This is a genomic window from Stutzerimonas stutzeri, from assembly GCF_013522825.1.
GTDB classification, from domain to species: domain Bacteria; phylum Pseudomonadota; class Gammaproteobacteria; order Pseudomonadales; family Pseudomonadaceae; genus Stutzerimonas; species Stutzerimonas stutzeri_AK.
Genome location: NZ_JAAMQZ010000006.1, coordinates 24,531 through 45,781, shown reverse-complemented (window position 1 = coordinate 45,781; position 21,251 = coordinate 24,531). Strand labels below are relative to the sequence as shown.

17 protein-coding genes are annotated in these 21,251 nt (G+C 64.1%); 12 read left to right on the top strand and 5 right to left on the bottom strand.

The genetic code is table 11. From position 1 onward, the window contains the following. Positions 1-11 precede the first annotated feature (11 nt). From G7020_RS05630 to G7020_RS05585, 10 genes are all read left to right on the top strand, one after another. Complete coding sequence (locus G7020_RS05630) at positions 12-794, top strand: efflux RND transporter periplasmic adaptor subunit (RefSeq protein WP_125839363.1); 783 nt, start codon at positions 12-14, stop codon at positions 792-794. Further along, the gene (locus G7020_RS05625) at positions 791-2,110 is read left to right on the top strand and encodes an efflux RND transporter periplasmic adaptor subunit (RefSeq protein WP_181082954.1); all 1,320 of its coding nucleotides are present in this window, start codon (positions 791-793) and stop codon (positions 2,108-2,110) included. Before G7020_RS05630 ends, G7020_RS05625 begins: the two co-directional genes overlap by 4 nt. After that, on the top strand, positions 2,111-4,207 hold the full coding sequence (locus tag G7020_RS05620; RefSeq protein WP_181082953.1) for a biotin/lipoyl-binding protein: 2,097 nt from the start codon (positions 2,111-2,113) through the stop codon (positions 4,205-4,207). Positions 4,208-4,238: 31 nt separating this feature from the next. Next, complete coding sequence (locus G7020_RS05615; protein WP_181082952.1) at positions 4,239-5,042, top strand: aspartyl/asparaginyl beta-hydroxylase domain-containing protein; 804 nt, start codon at positions 4,239-4,241, stop codon at positions 5,040-5,042. Beyond that, complete coding sequence (locus tag G7020_RS05610) at positions 5,018-6,034, top strand: sulfotransferase family protein (RefSeq protein ID WP_219852591.1); 1,017 nt, start codon at positions 5,018-5,020, stop codon at positions 6,032-6,034. The genes G7020_RS05615 and G7020_RS05610 overlap by 25 nt, the downstream gene beginning before the upstream one ends. Before the next feature lie 129 nt (positions 6,035-6,163). Continuing rightward, positions 6,164-6,655, top strand: coding sequence for a GNAT family N-acetyltransferase (locus G7020_RS05605; RefSeq protein WP_181082951.1), 492 nt, complete (start codon positions 6,164-6,166; stop codon positions 6,653-6,655). Then, the gene (locus G7020_RS05600) at positions 6,652-6,966 is read left to right on the top strand and encodes a DUF6916 family protein (protein WP_181082950.1); all 315 of its coding nucleotides are present in this window, start codon (positions 6,652-6,654) and stop codon (positions 6,964-6,966) included. Before G7020_RS05605 ends, G7020_RS05600 begins: the two co-directional genes overlap by 4 nt. A 61-nt stretch (positions 6,967-7,027) precedes the next feature. Further along, positions 7,028-7,603 carry a phage tail protein gene (locus G7020_RS05595; RefSeq protein WP_181083062.1) on the top strand — a complete coding sequence of 192 codons (576 nt, stop codon included), beginning with the start codon at positions 7,028-7,030 and terminating at the stop codon, positions 7,601-7,603. A gap of 120 nt (positions 7,604-7,723) precedes the next feature. Next, positions 7,724-13,405: a DUF4347 domain-containing protein gene (locus G7020_RS05590; protein ID WP_181082949.1), complete on the top strand. Its 5,682-nt coding sequence runs from the start codon at positions 7,724-7,726 to the stop codon at positions 13,403-13,405. A gap of 59 nt (positions 13,406-13,464) precedes the next feature. Continuing rightward, entirely contained in the window at positions 13,465-14,949 is a 1,485-nt protein-coding gene (locus G7020_RS05585) for a TolC family protein (RefSeq protein ID WP_181082948.1), read from the top strand. Between the two features lie 110 nt (positions 14,950-15,059). Here G7020_RS05585 and G7020_RS05580 read toward each other — a convergent pair whose 3' ends face one another. The 3 genes from G7020_RS05580 to G7020_RS05570 are packed head-to-tail and all read right to left on the bottom strand — an operon-like array spanning position 15,060 to position 18,159. Beyond that, positions 15,060-15,764 (bottom strand): ABC transporter ATP-binding protein, encoded by a 705-nt coding sequence (locus G7020_RS05580; protein ID WP_181082947.1) that lies wholly within the window; start codon positions 15,762-15,764, stop codon positions 15,060-15,062. Next, positions 15,757-16,977, bottom strand: coding sequence for an ABC transporter permease (locus G7020_RS05575; protein WP_181082946.1), 1,221 nt, complete (start codon positions 16,975-16,977; stop codon positions 15,757-15,759). The genes G7020_RS05580 and G7020_RS05575 overlap by 8 nt, the downstream gene beginning before the upstream one ends. Positions 16,978-16,980: 3 nt before the next feature. After that, the gene (locus G7020_RS05570; protein WP_181082945.1) at positions 16,981-18,159 is read right to left on the bottom strand and encodes an efflux RND transporter periplasmic adaptor subunit; all 1,179 of its coding nucleotides are present in this window, start codon (positions 18,157-18,159) and stop codon (positions 16,981-16,983) included. Between the two features lie 407 nt (positions 18,160-18,566). Here G7020_RS05570 and G7020_RS05565 point away from each other — a divergent pair, with 407 nt between their 5' ends. Next, a complete protein-coding gene (locus G7020_RS05565) occupies positions 18,567-19,046 on the top strand; it encodes an Lrp/AsnC family transcriptional regulator (RefSeq protein ID WP_181082944.1) in 480 nt (159 codons plus the stop codon). A gap of 173 nt (positions 19,047-19,219) precedes the next feature. Beyond that, positions 19,220-19,438: a DUF2788 domain-containing protein gene (locus tag G7020_RS05560; RefSeq protein WP_181082943.1), complete on the top strand. Its 219-nt coding sequence runs from the start codon at positions 19,220-19,222 to the stop codon at positions 19,436-19,438. Between the two features lie 21 nt (positions 19,439-19,459). On the opposite strand, the gene G7020_RS05555 is transcribed toward G7020_RS05560, so the two are convergent. Beyond that, complete coding sequence (locus G7020_RS05555) at positions 19,460-20,083, bottom strand: pseudouridine synthase (protein ID WP_258189253.1); 624 nt, start codon at positions 20,081-20,083, stop codon at positions 19,460-19,462. Positions 20,084-20,296: 213 nt separating this feature from the next. Then, entirely contained in the window at positions 20,297-21,160 is an 864-nt protein-coding gene (locus G7020_RS05550; protein WP_181082942.1) for an isocitrate lyase/PEP mutase family protein, read from the bottom strand. Positions 21,161-21,251: the final 91 nt, after the last annotated feature.

Here is a 21,251-nt window from a genome sequence, read left to right as displayed (position 1 = left end):
GGATGTATGCCATGTCACGCCTCTCAGCTCCCCTGTTCGCCCTTGGCTTGCTGACTCTGTCAGTCACTCCCTCACTTTGGGCCGACGAACTGTTGCTCGAGCTCCAGACGTCCAGCGCCACGCCAATCAACGACCGGCAGGTCCGCGGCGTGCTACGCGCGCGCAATCAGGCCGTACTCGCCAGTGAACTGCCTGGGCGCATCGTCGAGATGCCGTTCCGTGATGGCCAGGACTTTAAGAAAGGCGACGTGCTCGCGCGCTTTGACTGCAGCGCCTATCAGGCTCAACTTAGCGCTGCGCAAGCGGCGACCCGCGCCACTCGAGAAGAGCTGAATCACAAGAAGCAACTGGCTGCACTCAACTCGGTGGGGCGCTTCGAGGTGGCCCTGGCAGAAGCACGCCAGGCACAGGCTCTGGCGGAGGCTCAGGTCTATCAGGTTCAGGTAAAACGCTGCAACGTCGTCGCACCATTCAATGGACGAGTAGTACAACGGCGCGCACAGCCTCATGAAAGCGTCGCCAACGGCGCCCCGCTGCTTGATGTGGTCGACAACGGTACCTTGGAAATCTACCTGCTGGTGCCATCCAGCTGGCTGAGCCGGATCAAAGCGGAACAACCCTTCGAATTCACCCCAGACGAAACCGGCACGCCCCTGCGAGCCATGGTCAAACGCCTGGGCGCGCGTATCGACGAAGGCAGCCAGACCCTGCTGCTGATCGGCAGCCTGCCCGAGGACGCCAGCGGCCTGCTGGCTGGCATGAGCGGCAACGCGCGCTTCCCGGAGGCGCCATGACCGCACAGGTACCGGGCCTGGCCGAACAGGTGTTCGCCCGTTTCCTGGCCCTGCAGCGCCAGGCCCGGGCGGCCAAGGACATCGACAGCCTGGCCTATGCCCTGGTCAACGACGCCCAGACACTGTTCGGTTTCCGCCATGCCGCCCTGCTCATCGCCGGCCGGGTGAGGGCGCTGACCGGCATCAGCGTCGTCGAACCGCACGCGCCCTTCGTCGCCTTCGTCGAGGATGCCGCGCATCAATTGCTCGGCCAGGGCCGCTCCGCCCTGCCCCAGGTGGTCACGGCCGAATCGCTCAACGATCAGGCCCGTGGCGACTGGCAGGCGTTGTCCGCCGGCTCGGTGTTCTGGCTGCCCCTGCTGGATCGCCAGCAGCAGCCCTTCGGCGGCCTGTGGATAGCCCGCGAACAACCCTGGAACGAAGCCGAGCAGGCATTGCTGGCTCAACTTGGCGATTGCTATGCCCATGCCTGGCTCGCCCTGCAACCACGCAAGCCCTGGCGCCTGCGCTGGCCCAGGCGGCGCATCCTGGCCGTAGCGGCGACCGCGCTGCTGCTCCTGCTGGTACCGGTGCGCCAATCGGTGCTGGCCCCTGCCGAGGTCGTGCCGCGTGACGGCCAGGTGATCGCCGCGCCACTGGACGGGGTGATCGCCGAATTCCAGGTCAAGCCCAACCAGGCGGTCGCCAAGGGCGAGGTTCTGCTGCGCTTCGACGCCACGTCCATCCGCGCCCAGGCCGATGTCGCGCAGCGCAGCCTGGAGGTGGCCGAGGCCGAGCTCAAGGCCAACACCCAGCGCGCCTTCAGCGACGCCGAGTCCAGCGCCCGCATCGATCTGCTCGCCGCCCGCGTGGCCCAGAAACGCGCCGAACGCGACTATGCACGCGAACTGCTGGCACGCACTGAGGTGCGCGCCGAACGCGACGGCATCGCGGTGTTCGCCGACGCCCAGCGCTGGATCGGAAAACCGGTACAGACCGGCGAACGGCTGATGGAGATTGCCGATCCGCAGCATGCGGAACTGCGCATCGACCTGGCAGTGGCCGACGCCTTGAATTTCCAGCACGGCACGGACATCGCCCTGTTCCTCGACAGCGACCCGCTGCACCGCCACGATGCCCGCCTGCAACGCCTGGCCTACGAGGCGCAGGCGCTGAGCAGCGGTCAACTGGCCTACCGGCTGGACGCCGATTTCGTCGAGGCGCCACCGCGCATCGGCCTGCGCGGCACCGCCAAGCTCTATGGCGAGCAGGTGCCGCTGGCCCTGTTCCTGCTGCGCCGGCCTCTGGCCGCGCTACGCCAGACGCTGGGGTTGTAGATGCGCCTGCCCAACCTGCGCGCCGATCTGCAGCTTTCCAGCGCCGCGCCGGCACTGGATGGCGCACCGCAATGGACGCTCGCCGATCCGCTACGAGGCCGCTACTTCAAGCTCGGCGCCGAAGCCATGCGCCTGCTGCGCCACTGGCAACTGGGCGACCCCGCCCGTGTGCTGCAGGCGGCGAACGCCGAACCAGGGCAGCCACTGGCCGGCTCCGATCTGGAAGAGATGCTGCGCTTCCTGCGCGGCCACGACCTGGTCGACGCGGCGGATGCCGAGCAGCGCGGCAGCTATGCCAGCAAGGCGGCGCAGCAGCGTCAAAGCTTCTGGAAGGGCCTGCTGCATCAGTACCTGTTCTTCCGCATCCCATTGTGGCGGCCAAACGCCTTTCTCGACCGCACCTGGCCCTGGCTGGAACGCCACGGCCCTCGCCTGTTGCGCTATGGCCTGCCGACCCTGCTGACGCTCGGCCTGTTCCTGGTGGCTCGCGACTGGGATCGCTTCATCGCCACCTTCCCTCACCTGTTCAGCCTCGGTGGTGCCATCGCCTTCAGTATCGCCCTGGTCTTCGCCAAGCTGTGCCACGAATTCGGTCACGCCTACATGGCCAAGCGGGCGGGTTGCCGGGTGCAGAGCATGGGCCTGGCCTTCATGGTGCTGCTGCCCATGCTCTACACCGACGTCAGCGACGCCTGGCGCGTGAATGACCGCCGTTCGCGCCTGCTGATCGGCGCCGGCGGCGTGCTCGCCGAACTGTTGCTGGCCTGCGTCGCCCTGCTGGCGTGGTCGCTGCTGCCGGACGGGCCGCTGCGCACCGCCACCTTCATGCTGGCCAGCGCCACCTGGATCACCACGCTGCTGATCAACCTCAACCCCTTCATGCGCTTCGACGGTTACTTCCTGCTCAGCGACCTGTGGGGCATCGACAACCTGCAGCAGCGAGCCTTCGCACTCTGCCGCTGGCGCCTGCGCGAAGCCCTGTTCGGCTATGGCGAGCCCGCGCCGGAACCCTGGACGGCGGCCATGCAGCGCCGTCTGCTGGTCTGGGGCTACGGTTCCTGGCTATGGCGCGCGATACTCTTTCTGGGCATAGCCCTGGCCGTGTACCACATGTTCTTCAAGCTGCTGGGCATCTTCCTGATGTTGGTGGAACTGCTCTGGTTCATCGGCCTGCCCATCTGGCGCGAATGGAAGGAGTGGTGGGGCCGACGCGACCAGGCCAATCCGAGCAGAGTGTTGTTCACCGCAACAGGCCTGCTGGCCCTGCTGGCTCTGCTGGCCCTGCCCTGGCGCAGCAGCGTGGACGTACCGAGCGTGCTCGAAGCATCCAGCAGCAGCGCCCTGCACGCGCCCGTGGCCGCGCGCGTGAAACAGTTGCACGTGCGCGACGGCCAACCGGTGGCCCAGGGTGATCTGTTGCTGGAACTGGAATCCCCCGACCTGGAGGCGCGCCTGGCCATCGTCCGCCAGGAAATCCAGATCCTGCAGCTGCAATTGCGCCGTCAGTCCGGACGCAGCGAAACGGCGGGAGACGTCGGTGTTCTCGAACAAAGGCTGGCCGAGTCCGTGGCCGAATACCGGGGGCTGGCCGCCCAGCGCGAGCGCCTGCAACTGCGCGCAGCAGAGGCCGGAACCGTACGCGATCTGCTGCCCGACCTGACGCCTGGACGCTGGCTGAGCCCCGCCGATCCCGTGGTGCGCGTTATAGCGCCCGGACTGCGGTTGCGTGGCTATCTCGCCGAGGAGCACCTGTGGCGCGTGCAGTCGGGCGCCGAGGGGCGTTTCATCGCCGACGACCCGGCTCGGCCCGCCCTACCGGTGCGACTGGACGAAGTGGACGACACCGGTGTCGCCTACCTGGAACTGGAGTCGCTCGGCTCGGATCACCACGGGCCAATCGCCGTACGCCGCGACGCCCAGCATCGAGCGGAACCCTTGCAAGCCCAATACGGCGTGCGCCTGAGTCTGCTGGACGTGCCCACCGAACCCTCCCAACCGCTACGTGGCGTGGTGGTGCTGGCGGGTTCGGGACAATCGATCCTGGGAGCAGCCTGGCGTCGATTGGCGGCGCTGGGCATAAGGGAGAGCGGCTTCTGACAGCCATCATTGGAAACAGGGAAGTATCTACATGCCCGAACGCCAACCACTGCCCATCTGCTCACGATTACCCCTGAGCTTCGCCCTAAAGCCCCTGCGGCAGGCGCTGGAGCGGATCGCGCCCGAGGTCTGGCAAAGCCACTTCAACACCGGTTACTACGAAGGCGATTGGAGCGGCATAGCCCTGATCGCAGCGAACGACGCACCATTACCGCTGGCCCCCGGCCAGGGCGTACCGATGCGTAGCGACTGGTGGCAACAGAGTCCAGCCTGGCATCGATTGCTGGAGACATTCCAGACCACGCTGCACAGCGCACGCCTGCTGCGCCTGGGCCCCGGCTCGCGCATCCGCGAGCACCGCGACCCGGATCTCGGCCTGCCCGGCAGCGTCCTGCGCCTGCATGTTCCCCTGCTGAGCCCGGCTGGCGTGGAATTCCTGGTCGACGACCTGCAGGTTCCCATGCAACCTGGCGAATGCTGGTTTCTCGACCTGTCCCGCCCCCATCGGGTGGACAACCCCTCGCCCTCCGAGCGCATCCACCTGGTGCTGGACTGCCAGCCCAACGACTGGCTGCTGGACGCCATCGAGCATGGCCTGCCGGATACGCCGACACTGCGCCCGAGCAAGGCGGCGCAGGCCTTCCTGCAATTCCGACGATTGGTCGAACGGAGTCCGCAATTGACGCAACGACTCCAAGCGCTGAGCGATAGCCGTGAGTTTCTGCACGCAGTCGTTGCATTGGCCGAGCAGCAGGGGCTGCACTTTTCCGAAGCCGAGGTACGCAGCGCGATGCGCCAGGGTAGACAGACATGGAACGATCAGTGGCGAGCATGAACCCCGAAGAAGACTTCGCTGGCTGGCTGCCCATCCGGGCCTGGCAACCCGACGACGAATGGCGCGTGGACTGGTGCTGGTTCGGCGAACAGCGTCTCACCCGCCCCTTCTTCCGTGACGATGTGGAACAGGCCCTGCGCCTGCCTTTCAACCAGGCGTTGCGGCGCGAAACCGGCCTCCAGGCGCTGCTGGACTGGCAAGCCGCCAGCCCTGGACTGATACCCGGCGCTTTCATCTTCCACGCATCGCGCTGCGGCTCCACCCTGATGGCGCAGATGCTCGCCGGCCTGCACCGCAATATCGTGCTTTCCGAGCCGCCGCCCCTGGATAGCCTGCTGCGCGTCCACCGAACCGATCCAAACAGCGCTGCGCGGCAACCCGCCCTGGTCGCCGCCCTGCTGTCGGCCTTCGGCCAGCGTCGCCAGGGCGACGAACGGCAGCTGATGGTCAAACTGGACGCCTGGAACGCCTTCGAGGCATCGCTCCTGCAAGCGCTCTACCCGCAGACGCCACGTCTCTTCCTCTATCGCGACCCACTGGAGATCGCCGTGTCCCAACTGCGCCAGCCGGGACGGCAGCGGGTACCCGGCATGCTGGGGCCGACAGGCCTGGATGCACCGGGAGACGATGCCGACAACCTCTCCGTAGTGGACTACACCTGCCGCATGGTCGGCCGCCTGCTCACGGGCGGACTGGAGCTTTGCCTGCGCCATGGCGGCATTCCGGTGAACTATTGCGAGCTGCCCGGGGCACTCTGGACACGACTGGCCCCCACCTTGGGCGTGCGCGACATCGACCGGCAGCAGCTCGAATCCGTCGCCACCTTCGACGCCAAGCAACCGACCATGACGTTCAGCAGCGATACCCTCGGCAAACGAGACGCCGCGGGAGAGGAGCTGCACCAGGCCATCGAACGCTGGGCCAGGGAGCCTTACGAACGCCTGGAGTCGATACGGCTCTCGAAGTCGCCACGGGGTCATACGCCTGTTTGAGAAAAAAGCGCTCCAAACGTAAGGGATACTGGCGAATCGCCTTTGGCATCGGCTAATCTTGAAGCGATCGCCATCAAAACAACAATGGACATCCCCTTGGGGGAATGATTGCAAGGAAGTGCGATACCCATGGCCAGCCCCGCCCTGAATCTCCGTCCCGCTGTCGATACCGACCAGGCGTTCCTGCGCGCGCTCTATGCCAGCACCCGCGCTCAAGAAATGGAGCTGCTGCCCTGGAGCCAGGCGGAGAAGGCTGCCTTCCTGGAGCAGCAGTTCGATGCCCAGCACCGCCACTATCAGGAGCACTACCAGGAAGCGGAATTCTCGCTCGTGCTTCAGGATGGCCAGCCTATCGGCCGCCTCTATCTCTTCCGAGGCCCAACTACCCACAACCTGATGGATCTCTCGTTGCTACCGAACTGGCGCGGCCACGGCATAGGTAGCCATCTGTTGTCGCTTCTGGTTCAGGAAGCCGACACGACCGGCAAGTCGATCCGCCTCTACGTCGAGCCCGACAACCCTGCACGCCGCCTCTACGAGCGCTTCGGCTTCGTCATCACCCGCCAGCATCCGATCTATCTGGAGATGCACCGCACCGCCGCTCGGAGGCTGAGCGCATGAGTGACATTCCCAGCCGGCAAGAGCTGCAGCAGACCCTGGGCCATACCTGGCGCCTCAGTTGGGAGGGGCACCCCGGGGTCGATGTGGAACTGGTCGAAGTGAACCAGGGCAAGGCCATGAACTCGCGCTACCTGTGCTACGACGCGATATTCCGACAGCCTGCCGGTGTCGATCTGCCGCAATACAGCTATACCTTGCATAGCCCGGCTGCATCATCGTGGTGGGTCATGCTCACCCCGATCGGCCCGGACGGCGATGGAGCCCGTCTACTGCAGGCCGTGTTCCATGTTCGGACAGCTGAAAATCCATAGATCTGACCGCTTACAACAACCTGTCGGCAAAGCCGGCGCCACAATAGCAGGGAGCAACAACATGGAACCGTTCCTCGGCGAAATCAAAATGGTCGGCTTCAACTTCGCACCGCGCGGCTACGCGATGTGTCAGGGCCAACTGATGCCCGTCTCACAGAACAGCGCACTGTTCGCCCTCCTGGGCACCCTGTACGGCGGCAATGGCCAGACCACCTTCGGTCTGCCCGACTACCGTGGGCGCGGTCCGGTGGGCATGGGACAAGGCCCCGGTCTGAGCATGATCGTCCAGGGCGAAGTGGCGGGCACCGAGAGCGTCACGCTGCTGAACACCAACCTCCCTCCATTCTCATTGCCTGTGACGGGCACGGTATCTGTGGCCATCCCAGCATCCACTGCCGACGGTAGCAGTCAGGTTCCCGGTACGAGCTCAGTCCTGGCGAAGCCTCTGGACAGCGCCGCCGGAGCGGAAGTCAGTCTTTATGGCAGTGCTGCCGATACCACGCTGGCGCCTTTCAATGCCAGCTTGAATGCCAATGCCGTCCATTCCGGCGGAGGTATTCCTCTGGGAATTCGCAACCCTTACCTGGGCACCAACTTCATCATCGCCCTGGAAGGCGTCTTCCCGAGCCGAAACTGAGTTCGCGAAGCGATAAGAGGCAGGACAGACTACGGTTTGACTGCCGTTGATAGTCTTGAATCAGCATCAGCCTGATGTCCACTAACCAAGTGGCTGCACACGATCATAGGAAGCAGTGCCATGTTCTGGAACAAAAATACCAAACCGGCGCTCAGCCCCCAGCCAGCTATGATCCGGGCGGCGCTGGCCATCTCCCTCGAACCGCGCATGATGTTCGACGGCGCAGTTGCAGCCACCGTTGCCGAAGCCGCGACCGCGGAGACGTCAGCTACACCGAACGCCGACAGCGGTTTCGACAACCAGGCTGCCGCCCCCGCCTCGGCCACCTCGGATCAACGCCAGGAGGTGGTATTTATTGACTCCAGCGTCAAGGACAACCAGCAATTGCTGGACAACCTGGCCCCTGGAACAGAGGTCGTTGTTCTGGACTCCACCCAGGATGGCCTGGCGCAAATGGCGCAGTATCTCGATGGCCGCAGCGGTATCGATGCCATCCACCTGATCTCACACGGTGGCGAAGCCAACCTGATGATCGGGTCTGCACGCCTGAATCTGGACAATATCGCCGATGCACAAAACCAGCTTGCCGCCATTGGCAGCAGCTTGACCGCCAGCGGCGACTTGCTGATTTACGGGTGTGACATTGCCAAGGGAGAAAATGGCGCTGCTTTCATCAGTCAATTGGCCAGTCTTACCGGCGCAGATGTGGCTGCCTCCACCGACTGGACAGGTGATACAAGCAAAGGCGGGGATTGGACGCTTGAGGCCAGTACTGGAACGATAGAAAGCGAGGTCCTGTTCGCCGACACAAACTACACCCATATTCTGAACACCCTGAACGCTGGTGATATTGTGGTGTTGGGTTGGAATTCGGTTGATGACACGGTCACCTTCGCGACACTGGTCGATATTCCCGCCGGCACCGTCATCAAGATCACCGACAAGGGCTGGGATCAGGCGACCAATGCGTTCACACCCTTATCCACCGGTGATGGTGTGGTGACCTGGACCACCAGTGGAGCGATCAGCGCTGGCAATATTTTCAGGCTGTTCCTGGGAGGGGCAGATGCACTGACCACACTGACCAACGTCACCACTGGCGCAGTGCTTACCAGCGATATCTCAACATCGGGCTTTACTATTAATGACCCGATGCTTGCTACGGGGGATGGCATCTTTATCTACCAGGATGCAGACAGTAATCCTTATTTTATTTTCGGCATGAATAATTCAGCCGGCGTGGTTGATGCGAACGGTTGGAATACGTCCATTGCACAGACCATGCGTGATTCGATGACGCCTAATGGCAACGGCAGCCAAAATGCCCTGACCAATGGTATCAATGCCATCGGCCTACCCGGAGGGACCAACCAACAGGATAACGTGCAGTACACAGGCGCAACGACTGCCGCCGACCGCGCCACATGGCTGGCACGCATAACCAACGTGGCCAACTGGTCAGGAGACAACGACGGAAGCACAGCAACAAGCGTTGGAGCCAGCGGTGGCAGCGAGGTCAATATCCTCCCTCCCAACATTGCCCCCATCATCAACAACCTCAACGGTGATTCCACGAACTTCATTGAGGGCGGCAGTGCCGTGCTGCTCGACGCTGGCAGCAACGCCACCGTCACCGATGCCGACTCCGCCAACTTCGACGGCGGCAACGTCACCGTGGCGATCACCGCTGGCGGCACCACCACCGAGGACGTGCTGGCGATCCGCAATGAAGGCACGGGGGCAGGCCAGATCAGCGTATCGGGCAGCACCGTCAGCTACGGCGGCACCGCCATCGGCACCATCACCTCCAGCGGCACGGGCGGCGCCAGCCTGGTCGTCACCCTCAACGCCAGTGCCAACGCCGCTGCCGTCCAGGCCCTGATCCACAACCTGACCTACGCCAACGGCAATGACGCCGCCCCGAGCACCGCTGCGCGCACCGTCAGCATCACTGTCAACGACGGCGATGGCGGCACCAGCACGGCGGCGGCGGTCACCGTGAACGTGATTGGCGTCAACGACGCCCCGACCATCACCGCCACAGGCAACAATCCCACCTACACCGAAAACGGCAGTGCGGTTGATCTGTTCAACAGCGTCAACATCAACACCATCGAAACCGGCCAGACCATCACCGGCATGACCCTGACCGTCGCCAACCTGGCCGATGGCAGCGATGAGTTCCTGCGCATCGACGGCACTGACATCGCCTTGCTCAACGGCAGCAACGGCACGACGGCAGGCAATGGCATCAGCTACTCGATCAGCCTCGTCGGCAGTACGGCGACCATCACCCTGAGCAGTGCAGGAGGCCTCAGCGCGGCAACCGCACAAACCGTGGTCGATGGCATGGGCTACCGCAACAGCAGCGACGCCCCGAACACCACGACGCGTGTCATCACCCTGACCAGCATTACCGACAATGGCGGCACGGCCAACGGCGGTACCGACACGACGGCAACGTCGATCGCCACGTCGGTATCCGTCGTTGCCGTCAACGATGCGCCGACCGTCACCTCCAGTGGCGGCACCACTTCTTTTACCGAAGGTGACAGTAGCGTTGCGATCGATGCCGGACTCACCCTGAGCGACCCGGACAACGCCACCCTGTCCAGCGCCACGGTGACCATCACCGGTAGTTTCCAGCCTGGCGCCGATGTACTGGCCTTCATCAACGATGGCAGCAGCATGGGCAACATCACTGCCAGCTACGACACCGGCAACGGCGTGCTGACGCTAACCTCGGCAGGCGCCAGCGCTACCCTCGCCCAGTGGCAGGCCACCCTGCGTTCGGTGACGTACAGCAATGGCAGCGATGCCCCCAGCACTGCCAACCGCACGATCAGCTTCGTCGCCAACGATGGCCAGAGCTACAGTGCGGCCGCCACCAAGGTCGTCAGCGTGACGGCCGTCAATGATGCCCCGCAGATCACGGCCCCTGTGAGCATCGACGTCACCGAAGACATGCCCAGCGCCATCACCGGGATCAGCTTCGGTGATGCCGATGCCGGTAGCGCCAACGTCACTGTCACCCTGTCGATCGGCTCCGGCACCCTGTCTGCGACCAGCGGTGGCGGTGTCACTGTCGGCGGTACTTCGTCGGCGCTGACCCTGACCGGCAGCATTGCCAACATCAACAACTTCATCAATGGCAGCAACCTCAGCTTTACCACCGCGGCCAATGCCACCGCCGATGTGACCCTGACGGTGAACATCAACGATGGCGGTAACACCGGCAACGGTGGTGCACAAAGTGCCAACGAAACCATCACGCTACAGGTTACAGCGGTCAACGACGCACCGACGATCACAGCACCAGGCTCCATCGCCATCACCGAAGATATTCCCGGCGCATTGACCGGCATCTCGTTCAGCGATGTCGATGCGGGCAGCGGCACTGTGACGGTGACCTTCTCGGTACCCAGCGGCACCCTGAATGCCACCAGCGGCAACGGCGTCTCAATTGGCGGTACCGCCAGCGCGCTGACCCTGACCGGCAGCCTTGCCGACATCAATGCCTTCATCGCGGCATCCGGCATCACGTTCACCACTGCCAGTAACGCCACTGCCAACGTCACGCTGACCGTCACCATCGATGACGACGGCAACACCGGCAGCGGCGGCGCGCAGACCTATACCACCAGCGTGACCCTCACGGTTACTGCCGTGAACGATGCACCGGTCAACTCGGTACCCGCTGCACAGAACGTCGATCAGGACGCCAACCTGGTGTTCAACAGCGGCAATGGCAACCTGATCAGCATCAGCGATGTGGATGCCGGCGCCAGCAGCGTCGAGGTAACGCTAACGGCGGCCAATGGCCTGCTGACCCTCGGTGGCACCACCGGGCTCATCTTCACTGTGGGCTCGGGCAGCAACGCCACAACCATGACCTTCACCGGCAGCATCGCCGACATCAACAACGCCTTGAACGGCCTGGTGTTCTCGCCTACCGGCGGCTACAACGGCCCAGCCAGCCTGCAGATCACCACCAACGATCAGGGCAACAGCGGCAGCGGCGGACCCCAGAGCGACACCGATACCATCAGCATCACGGTCAACAGCCTCATTCCACGAGTAACCGATGTCAGCGCCAGCACGGCAGACGGCATCTACAAGGTGGGCGATACCATCACCATCACCGCCACCTTCAGCGAGGCAGTCACGGTCGACACGGCGGGGGGCATCCCAACCTTGCTGCTGGAAACCGGCAGTGTCGACCGCATCGCAACCTATGTTTCAGGCTCAGGTGGCAACACCCTGACCTTTACCTACACGGTGCAGGCCGGCGATATCAGTGCCGATCTGAATTACCAGTCCACGGCGGCCCTCTCTCTCAATGGCGCGACCATTCGCGGCGCCACAGACAACGATGCCGTGCTTACCCTACCGGCACTTGGCGACGCCAACTCCCTGGCGGGCAATAAAGCCATCATCATCGATGGCGTTGCCGCCACGATCAGCTCGGTATCGGTGCCTGCCGATGGCACCTACGTGGCCGGGCAGAATCTGGACTTCACGGTAAACCTGTCGGAAAGCGTGACCGTCGATACCAGCGGTGGTACGCCAAGAATCGCCATCACCCTTGACACCGGGGGTACCGTCTACGCCAACTATCTGTCGGGCTCCGGAACCAGCGCCCTGGTATTCCGCCTGACGGTGGTGGATGGGCAAATGGACAGCAACGGCATCAGCCTGGGCAACAGTATCGACGCCAATGGCGGCACCTTGCGCGACGTCGCCGGGAATGACACTACGACCACCTTGAACGCGGTAGGCAGTACGACCGGGGTACTGGTCGATGCCGTTGCACCCAGCGCCACGATCACCCTCAACGGCGCAGCCTCTACCAGTGCCAGCAGTCTCGGTTTCACTGTCACCTTTAACGAGGACGTTACTGGCGTGGATGCCGGCGACTTCTCCCTGCTTGCCAGCGGCACCGTGCAGGGTACGCTGCAATCGATGACTCAGGTCGATGGTCGCACCTACCAAGTCGTAATCAGCGGCGTTTCCGGCACCGGCACGCTGCAACTGGTGCTCAATGCGGCAGCCAGCGGCATCACCGACGGTACCGGCAACATTCTTGGCGGTGACGCAACTAGCAGTAGCTATCTGATCGCACCGGTGCAACCGCCGGAGCCTGAGCCAGAACCAGAACCAGAGCCTGAGCCAGAACCAGAACCAGAACCAGAACCAGAGCCTGAGCCAGAACCAGAACCAGAACCAGAGCCTAAGCCAGAACCAGAGCCGGAGCCGGAGCCACGTCCGCAACCCGACGGTAACCCCGAATTCCGTACCACCCCGCCGGTCTCCACCCCCGGCATGCTCTCGCCACCACTCCAAGTCGCGGTGCCCAGCATGCCGTCACCTTCTGCCGCCTCGCCACTGCTGCCGTCACCGCTATTCGAGGCACCGACCCTGGGCAGCGGTATTCCAGTTCTGGGCAACATCTTCATCAACCAAAACCCGCTGACGCCGAGCTATATCGCCCAGGTCTTCAGCAGTTTTAGCGATGTTGGCGGCAATGGTTCGGGTATCGGCTTCCTCGGTTTTGGCGGTGGCGATGGTGGCGCGTTCGGCACCAGCAGTCTCTCCAGCATCTTCGGCAAAGACGCCATGCAGGAGAACGAACAACTGGAAGTTTTCGACGGTAAGAAATGGGGAGCAGGCAACGGCGGCGGGATTGTCGGCGCACCGACGCTGGGCCAGCAATTACACGACATGCATGAGGACGAACAGCGCCAGCACCGGGATCTGGCGCTGGCCCTGCAACAAATCGCGGCGGCGCAGCCGCCAGTCTGAGCCAACACATACAACGAAGAACGAGTGAATCGGCGCCGTGACAAGGGGGCGGCCCAAGGATGAAGAAGAATCAAAGACTATTTGCGGTCAGTCTGCTGACCCTGGCCATCAGTGGCTGCGCGGTCACCAGCACACCCATTGAGCGCAGTTTCAGCGAGCAGCGTGCACAGAGCGATCTGCAGGCCATGTTCGCCGACCAGGAGCCACTCAGTGCTCCGCTGACCCTGCACGAGGCCATGGCCCGCGCGGTGAAATACAACCTCGAGGCACGCCTGAAGGTCATGGAGGAGGCCATGGCCCAGCGTCAAGTCGACTTGGCCACCTTCGACATGCTGCCACGTATGGCGCTGTCCGCAGGCTATGCCGGGCGCAACAACGTCAGCGCCTCCAGCAGCCAGAGTATCGAAACCGGCACCCAGTCTCTGGAGCCATCTACCTCGCAGGATCGTGACCGCGGTGTGGCTGACCTGACCATGGTCTGGAACGTACTGGACTTCGGCGTCAGCTACGTCAGCGCCAAACAACAGGGCGACCAGCGCCTGATCGTGCAGGAGCGCCGGCGCAAGGTGGTGCATACCATCATTCAAGACGTGCGCTCCGCCTACTGGCGCGCCGTGGCCGCCGACCGCCTGCTGTCTCAGATCGACAGCCTGATGGCGCGCGTTGCCCAGGCCCGCGACGACAGTCAACGTCTCAGCGAACAGCGTATTGGCGACCCCATCCAGGCGCTGAGCTACCAGCGCGCCCTGATCGAAGCTACTCGCCAGCTAGAAGAACAGCGCCGCGCCCTGTCGCTGGCCAAAACCGAACTGGCCACTCTGATCAACCTGCCCCTGGGCAGCAGCGTCGAACTGGCACCTGACGTGGGCTATCAGGTTCCGGAGCTCAAGGTGGAACTTGCCGCGCTTGAGCAGGAGGCCTTGGCCAGCCGCCCTGAGCTGCGTGAGCAGGACTACCAAGCGCGCATCAGCGCTGCGGAAACCCGCAAAGCCATGCTGCGCCTGCTACCCGGTCTGGAGTTCTCCGCTGGCGGCCACTACGACAGTAACTCATTCCTGGTCAACCAGAGCTGGGCCGACTACGGCGTGAAAGTCACCTGGAACCTGTTCAACGTACTCTCGGCACCGGCTGCCATCGAGGTCGCCAAGGCTGGCCAGGAAGTCGCAGATGCGCGACGCCAGGCCATGTCGATGGCGATCCTGGCTCAGCTGCACGTGGCCAACGCCAACTTCCGCGAAGCCCAGCGCCAGTTCCAGACCAGCCAGCAACTGGCGGGCCTGGATGGGCAGATCGTCGAGCAGTTGCGCAATCGCTACCAGGCCCAGGGTATCGGCGAGCTGGAATTGATACAGGGTGAACTGAACACACTGCAGGCGGACCTACGCCGCGACCTGAGCTATGCCGAACTGCGGAACAGCTACGGCCAGCTATTTGCCAGCGTGGGCCTCGACCCGCTGTCGGAGAGCCTCGCCTCCGACAGCGTCGCCGATATCGCCGCAGCACTTGCCAACCGCGAAGCGCAGTGGCATGCGGGACAGCTGTAACGGGACTACATGATCAGCATCGTATACAAAGCTGCTGCGGTGCCGATCGTTGCTCGCCACAACGGATCTACGAGGCTGTATGACAAGCCTGTAACCCACCGTCCCAGGGTTCAGTCCGCTCCCGTATCCCGCACGATCCTCCCATCCACCAGCTCGATACTGCGCCGGCAGCTGGCCGAAAGGCGTGGATCGTGAGTCACCACCAGCACCGCACAGCCGAATTCGCGGTTGATCTCGCGGAACAGCTCGAAGACCTGTTCCGCCGTGCGTGTGTCCAGGTTGCCGGTGGGCTCGTCGGCCAGCAGCAGCGCCGGGCGGGTCACCAGGGCGCGGGCGATGGCCACGCGCTGTTGCTGGCCACCGGACAGTTGGCCGGCGCGTTTGCCGGCGAAACCTTCCAACCCCACCTGGGCCAGCAGTCGCTCGGCCTGGCGCACGTCCTCGGCGCCCGGCTTGCCGTGGCGGATCATCAGGGGCATCAATACGTTGTCGAGCACGCTGAAGGCGGAGATCAAGTGATGAAACTGGAACACGAAGCCGATGGCCTCGTTGCGCAGGCGGGTGCGGGCTTCGTCGCCTAGGCTACGGGTCGGCTGGCCTTGCAGGTACAGCTCGCCGGCGCTGGGCAAGTCCAGCAGACCGATGACGTTCAAGAGGGTGCTCTTGCCCGAGCCGCTGGGGCCGATCAGCGCGGCCAGCTCTCCGCACGACAGGCACATGTCGATGCCGCGCAACACCTCCTGCTCCTGCGGTGTGCCGGGGTTGTAGACCTTGCGCAGCCCTTCCAGGCGCAGCACATCATGCGAATCAGACATAACGGATAGCCACCGCCGGATCGTAGCGGGCCGCGCGCCGCGCCGGCGCCACCGCCGCCAAGACACCGGTGAGGGTCGCCACGCCCATCGCCGAGAGCACCAGCCCGGTGGGCACCTGGACGAAGAACAGCCCCGGCCCCATCAGGTTGAACACCATTACCAGCCCCCACCCCACCAGCCCGCCGAGAGCCGAGCCGACCAGCCCCAGCAGCCCACCCTGCAGCAGAAACACGCGCATCACCTGCCGACGCGGGCTGCCCATGGCGCGCAGGATGCCGATCTCGCGGGTGCGCTGCACCACGCTGACAGCCAGCACGCTGGCAATACCAAAGGCCACGGAAAGCCCGACGAATACGCGGATCATCTCGGTGGTCATGCTTTGCGAGCGCAGCGCGTTGAGCAGCTGGCCGTTGGTGGCCATCCAGCTTTCCGCCTGCATGCCGGTGAGGCGCGCCAGACGCTCGGCGATGCCATCGGCGGCGAAGATGTCATCGACGGTGAGGTCGATCTGGGTGACTCCGCCGGGCAGATCGAGGAGGATCTGTGCCTGGCGCAGGTCGAGATAGACATAGCGTGCGTCCAGCTCGCGCACCCCCAGCTCGAAGATGCCGGCCACCCGCATGACCCGCTCGCGTCCCTGACCGCCGTCCAGGCGCAGCTTGTCGCCGATACTCAGCCCCAGGTCCTTGGCCAGCTCGTTGCCGATGGCCACCTGGTCGCCCTCGACCACGAAGCGCCCGGACACGAGATCACGGGCCACCGGCACAATACTCAGGTAGCGCTCCGGCTCGATGCCCATCAGTGCCACCGAGGCCCGCGCCAGACCGCTACGGGCGATGGCCGGGCCGCTGGCCAGCGGCGACACCGCCTGCACCTGCGGTTGGCCATCGAGCAGGTCACGCAGCGCCTGCCAGTTGCTCAGCGAGCGCAGGCGCTGGGCACGCGGGCTGTGCAGCACCAGGGCAACGGCGTTGTCCGGCGCCGGCAGCACGCGGTTCACCTCATCGGGCATCTCGATCTTCAGGTGCGCCTGGGTGCCCAGAGTGCGCTCGATGACGTTGGCCTGCAGGCCGGTGATCAGCGCGGTGATAAAGACGATCACCGCCGAGCCGACGGCGATGCCGACCATGATCAGCAGGGTCTGCAGGCGGTTGTCGAGGAGGAACGCCAGGGCGATCTTCCATTCGAGCCAGAGCGCATCCAGCCAGCGCATGAGCTATTCCGCGCCCGGCAGTGGCAGCGCCTTGAAACGCACCCTCTGGCCGGGTTCGGCGGCGACATTCAGCACCCGCTCACCCGCCGCCAGGCCCTCGCGCACTTCGCTCAGGCCATCGCTGCGCAGGCCCAGGCGCACCGGGACCCGTTTCACCGTATCGTCGGCGACCAGGCGCAGCACCTGGGCCTGGCCGCCGTCACGGGCCAGCAGGGCATCGTTGCCGATAACCAGCCCGCGCTCCAGTCGCGCGGTCTCGATGTTTACCGAGACGCTCATACCCTGACGGAGGAAATCCGCCTCGTCGAGCAGCTCCAGATGCACATCCAGGGTCCCCTGGGCCGGGTTGACCGCCGGCGCCAGGTAGCTGACCCGCGCCTTGAGCACGCGCTCGGGCCAGGCGTCTGGAATCACCCAGGCCGGCTGGCCGAGGCCGACCGCGCCAAGGTTCTTTTCATCCAGCGGCAGGAGGATCTCGCGGCTGTCATCGCGGGCAATTTCCAACAGCACATCGCCGGGGCGTACCAGATCGCCGGGCTCGACGTTACGGGTCTGCACGGTGCCGGCATGCGCGGCATGAATGCGTGTACGCGCCAGAGCGACCTGCGCCTGGGTCAGGCGCTGACGCAATTGCTGCTCCTCGCTACCGCTCTCGGCCAGCGCATCACGTTGCAGGCGCGCACGGTCACGGCTGACGCGGGCGCTGGTTTCCGTCTGGCGCGCCTGCTCCAGCGCCTCGGCGGAGAGCAGCCCGCGCGCCTGGAGGGATTCGCGTCGCTCGCGCTCGCGGCTGGCCTGTTGCAGCCGGCTCTGCGCATCGCGCAGTTGCGCCTCGGCCTGTGGCCGGCTGGAGTCGAGCAACTGGCGCAGCGCGGCCTCGGCTTCGCGCAGCCGGGCCTGCTGTTCGTCATCGTGCAGCTCGATCAGCAGATCGGTTGCGGCGACGCGCTCGCCCTCGCGCACATGGCGCGTCTTGACCACCCCGGTGAGTTCACTGCCGATGCGTGCCAGGGATTTGCTGGAGACCTCGCCACTGGCCACTACGCGTTGCACCAGCGGTCGCTCTTCGAGCTGGTAGCCGGTCAGCAACGGCCCCTGCCAAGGTCGCCAGAGCCAGAGCAGCAACGCCAGCAGAAACAGGGCAAGCAACAGCCGCAGCAGCGTTCTGAAGGCAATCGGCACGAGACAACCACTCCTGAATCCGGCGCGACAGGCACCGATCAGCGGCTAGCCTACACAGCGGCCAGCGGGATTGCACGGCTGCGCGCACCGCGCCTTTCAGGCCCCGTAAAAACGAAAAAGGCCATGCGTGAACATGGCCTTTTCTCGTCTGGCTGGCTGCGGGTAGCGGCTTCTTCGAACAGACACCTTGTGAGCGCTGCGGCCCCGGATCGCTGAGCTGGGTAAGGTCAGCGATGAGGTAGAGACGGGTTGGTCTCATCTCTTGCTGCCGGGAGCGGAAGTTGAGGTAAAGCTTACGCATGCCAGCTGAAAAATGTTTGCTAACATTGCCCAAATACCGCAGAGTTGCGCAACAAAAACAATGAAATACAAAATCATCAGCAACTCACAAGCAACAGACCTCAAACATGAGCAAACTTGACCGCTATGACCTGCGCATTCTGGCCGAACTGCAGCACGACGCACGCATTTCCAACCAGGAACTGGCCGAGCGCATCGGCCTGTCGCCCTCACCCTGCTCGCGGCGGGTCAAGCAGCTCGAGGACGACGGCTATATCGCGCGCCAGGTAGCCCTGCTTGACCGCAAGCAACTCGGCCTGACCCTGACCGCCTATGTGCTGATCGGTATGGACCGGCATACACCCGAGCGTTTCGAGCATTTCGAAGAGGTGATCGGCAAGTGCCCCGAGGTGCTCGAATGCAGCCTGGTCACCGGAATGGACGCCGATTACCAACTCAAGGTGGTGGTGCCGGACATGGATCACTACCAGGCCTTCCTGCTCGGCACCCTCACGCGTATCGAGGGCGTTTCCAGCGTGCGCTCCAGCTTCGTGCTGCGCCAGGTCTCCTCCAGCACCGAACTGCCGCTGGGGCATCTGCGCAGCTGAGACCCATTGCCGCTGCGCGAATCGTGGCGGCGATACTGGCGTATACTCGCTGCCGCCTTGCTATGCCCCGCGCGCACCCTTCAACAAGAGCGACTCGCTCGCCTCACTATGTTTCCCGCCGCTGCCATAGCTGTTGTCGTCTGAATTTCTGATTTAGCCATGCGGAGAATTCAATGGATCCAGCTGTTTTTGAAAAATGGATGATGATCATCCTGGTCGGCGGACTGATGGCCTTCATGGCCTTCATCATCTGGGACCTGGCGAAAAAGTCGAAAGCCGGTCGTCTCGGTACGGCCATCCTCTTCCTCGGGCTGGGTCTGTGCCTGTTCGCCTTCCTGGCCAAGCCGATCATTGGCTATGTCATCGAAGTGACGCAGGGCATTCCGCACTGACTCCAGCATGGGGCCGGCGCCTCATGGATTCGCTGGCACGTCCTTCCACTCCCCCGGCTGCAGCCCCTCCAGCGTCCAGTCGCCGATACGCACCCGCACCAGCCGCAGCGTCGGCAGCCCGACCGCGGCGGTCATGCGCCTGACCTGGCGATTGCGGCCCTCGCGAATCACCAGTTCCAGCCAGCTGGTGGGCACACTCTTGCGAAAGCGCACCGGCGGGTTGCGCGGCCACAGCTCGGGCTCGGCCAGCAATCTGGCTTCGGCGGGCAGAGTGATTCCGTCGTTGAGTTCGACGCCCTCGCGCAGACGCTGCAACTGTTCCTCGCGCGCCTCGCCTTCCACCTGCACCCAGTAGGTCTTGGCCAGCTTGTGTTTCGGATCGGCGATACGTGCCTGCAACTGGCCGTCGTTGGTCAGCAGCAACAGGCCTTCGCTGTCGCGGTCCAGCCGTCCCGCCGGATAGACGCCCGGCACCGGCACAAAGGCTTTCAGGGTGGTGCGGCCCTCGGCATCGTTGAACTGGGTCAGCACGTCGAAGGGCTTGTTCAGCAGCAGCAGACGCGGTTCGGCAGGCGCAGCGCTGGCCTGCCGGCGCTGTGGCCGCGCGCCTGGACGGGATAGGCGAAAACGGGGTGGACGGGCCATGACGAGTCGTTCCAGTGAAGGCCGGCCATGCTAGAAGCTGCTGCCGGGGGTCGCAAGCCTGCCGGGCGCCGGATTACGCTTCGGATCGTTGGGTTAGCTTCGGATCGTCGGATTACGCCTTCGGCTAATCCGACCTACACAGCTGCCGAGGACTGTAGCCTGGATTAGCCGAAGGCGTAATCCGGGTTTCGAAGGCGTAACCCGACAGGTCGCTTATTCCTTGACCTGCATATAGTCCTCGGCCCAGACCATGTATTCCTCGGCAGTCGAGTATTTGACCGACAGTTGCGAGGCGTTGAGATCCGAGGCATCGATCTGGCGCTGCTCGCGCAGGCAGTCGTAGGTCGCCTTGATCGCCGCGAAGTAGGCCGCGTGACCGTTGACCACGATGCGCACGCCCAGCGCTGCCAGGCGGGCGTTGTCGCGCAGGTTCGGGTTGCCGTAGGTGACCAGCATCAGCGGCACGCTGAGCTTGGCCGCGACCTGTTCGAGCTGCTCGAAATCCTCGATGCCGACCAGGCAGATCGCATCGGCGCCGGCCTGCTCGTAAGCCTGGGCCCGCGCGATCACCTCTTCGAGCCCGATCACCCCGGCGTTGGTACGGGCGATGATGCACATCTCGGGATCGACCCGCGCCTCCAGCGCCGCGCGGATCTTGCCGACGGCCTCGAACATGCCGATCAGATCGGTGGACTTGCGCCCGAACTTGGCCGGCAGCAGGGTGTCCTCGATGGTCAGCGCGGCAATGCCGGCGCGCTCCAGCTCGGTCACCGTGCGCATCACATTGAGCGCGTTGCCGTAGCCATGGTCGGCATCGGCAATGATCGGCAGGCGCGAGACACGACCGATGCGGGTAGCCTGCTCGACGAACTCGCTGAGGGTGATCAGCGCGAAGTCAGGCGCGGCCAGCACCTGCAGCGAGGCGATCGAACCGCCGAGAATACCCACTTCGAATTCAAGATCGGCGGCGATACGCGCCGACATCGGATCGAATACCGAGGCGGTGTGATAACAGCTGTCCGAAGCCAGAAGCCGGCGGAAATCGCTGCGCAAGGTGTGATGAGAAATTCGTTGCATGTGTTTTCTACCTGAATAAAGCGCACGCAAGGGTCGAATCGCCCTTGTTCGATAAAGGATTGGAAGCTGCGCGGTGGCCTGACGATACATC

What these genes read in the sequence shown, in the direction of transcription:
- G7020_RS05565 (WP_181082944.1), top strand. Translation starts at nt 18,567, where the DNA reads ATGAGCAAACTTGACCGCTATGACCTGCGCATTCTGGCCGAACTGCAG.
- G7020_RS05605 (WP_181082951.1), top strand. Translation starts at nt 6,164, where the DNA reads ATGGCCAGCCCCGCCCTGAATCTCCGTCCCGCTGTCGATACCGACCAG.
- G7020_RS05580 (WP_181082947.1), bottom strand. Translation starts at nt 15,764, where the DNA reads ATGTCTGATTCGCATGATGTGCTGCGCCTGGAAGGGCTGCGCAAGGTC.
- G7020_RS05615 (WP_181082952.1), top strand. Translation starts at nt 4,239, where the DNA reads ATGCCCGAACGCCAACCACTGCCCATCTGCTCACGATTACCCCTGAGC.
- G7020_RS05590 (WP_181082949.1), top strand. Translation starts at nt 7,724, where the DNA reads ATGTTCTGGAACAAAAATACCAAACCGGCGCTCAGCCCCCAGCCAGCT.
- G7020_RS05585 (WP_181082948.1), top strand. Translation starts at nt 13,465, where the DNA reads ATGAAGAAGAATCAAAGACTATTTGCGGTCAGTCTGCTGACCCTGGCC.
- G7020_RS05575 (WP_181082946.1), bottom strand. Translation starts at nt 16,977, where the DNA reads ATGCGCTGGCTGGATGCGCTCTGGCTCGAATGGAAGATCGCCCTGGCG.
- G7020_RS05630 (WP_125839363.1), top strand. Translation starts at nt 12, where the DNA reads ATGTCACGCCTCTCAGCTCCCCTGTTCGCCCTTGGCTTGCTGACTCTG.
- G7020_RS05600 (WP_181082950.1), top strand. Translation starts at nt 6,652, where the DNA reads ATGAGTGACATTCCCAGCCGGCAAGAGCTGCAGCAGACCCTGGGCCAT.
- G7020_RS05620 (WP_181082953.1), top strand. Translation starts at nt 2,111, where the DNA reads ATGCGCCTGCCCAACCTGCGCGCCGATCTGCAGCTTTCCAGCGCCGCG.
- G7020_RS05610 (WP_219852591.1), top strand. Translation starts at nt 5,018, where the DNA reads ATGGAACGATCAGTGGCGAGCATGAACCCCGAAGAAGACTTCGCTGGC.
- G7020_RS05595 (WP_181083062.1), top strand. Translation starts at nt 7,028, where the DNA reads ATGGAACCGTTCCTCGGCGAAATCAAAATGGTCGGCTTCAACTTCGCA.
- G7020_RS05625 (WP_181082954.1), top strand. Translation starts at nt 791, where the DNA reads ATGACCGCACAGGTACCGGGCCTGGCCGAACAGGTGTTCGCCCGTTTC.
- G7020_RS05550 (WP_181082942.1), bottom strand. Translation starts at nt 21,160, where the DNA reads ATGCAACGAATTTCTCATCACACCTTGCGCAGCGATTTCCGCCGGCTT.
- G7020_RS05555 (WP_258189253.1), bottom strand. Translation starts at nt 20,083, where the DNA reads ATGGCCCGTCCACCCCGTTTTCGCCTATCCCGTCCAGGCGCGCGGCCA.
- G7020_RS05560 (WP_181082943.1), top strand. Translation starts at nt 19,220, where the DNA reads ATGGATCCAGCTGTTTTTGAAAAATGGATGATGATCATCCTGGTCGGC.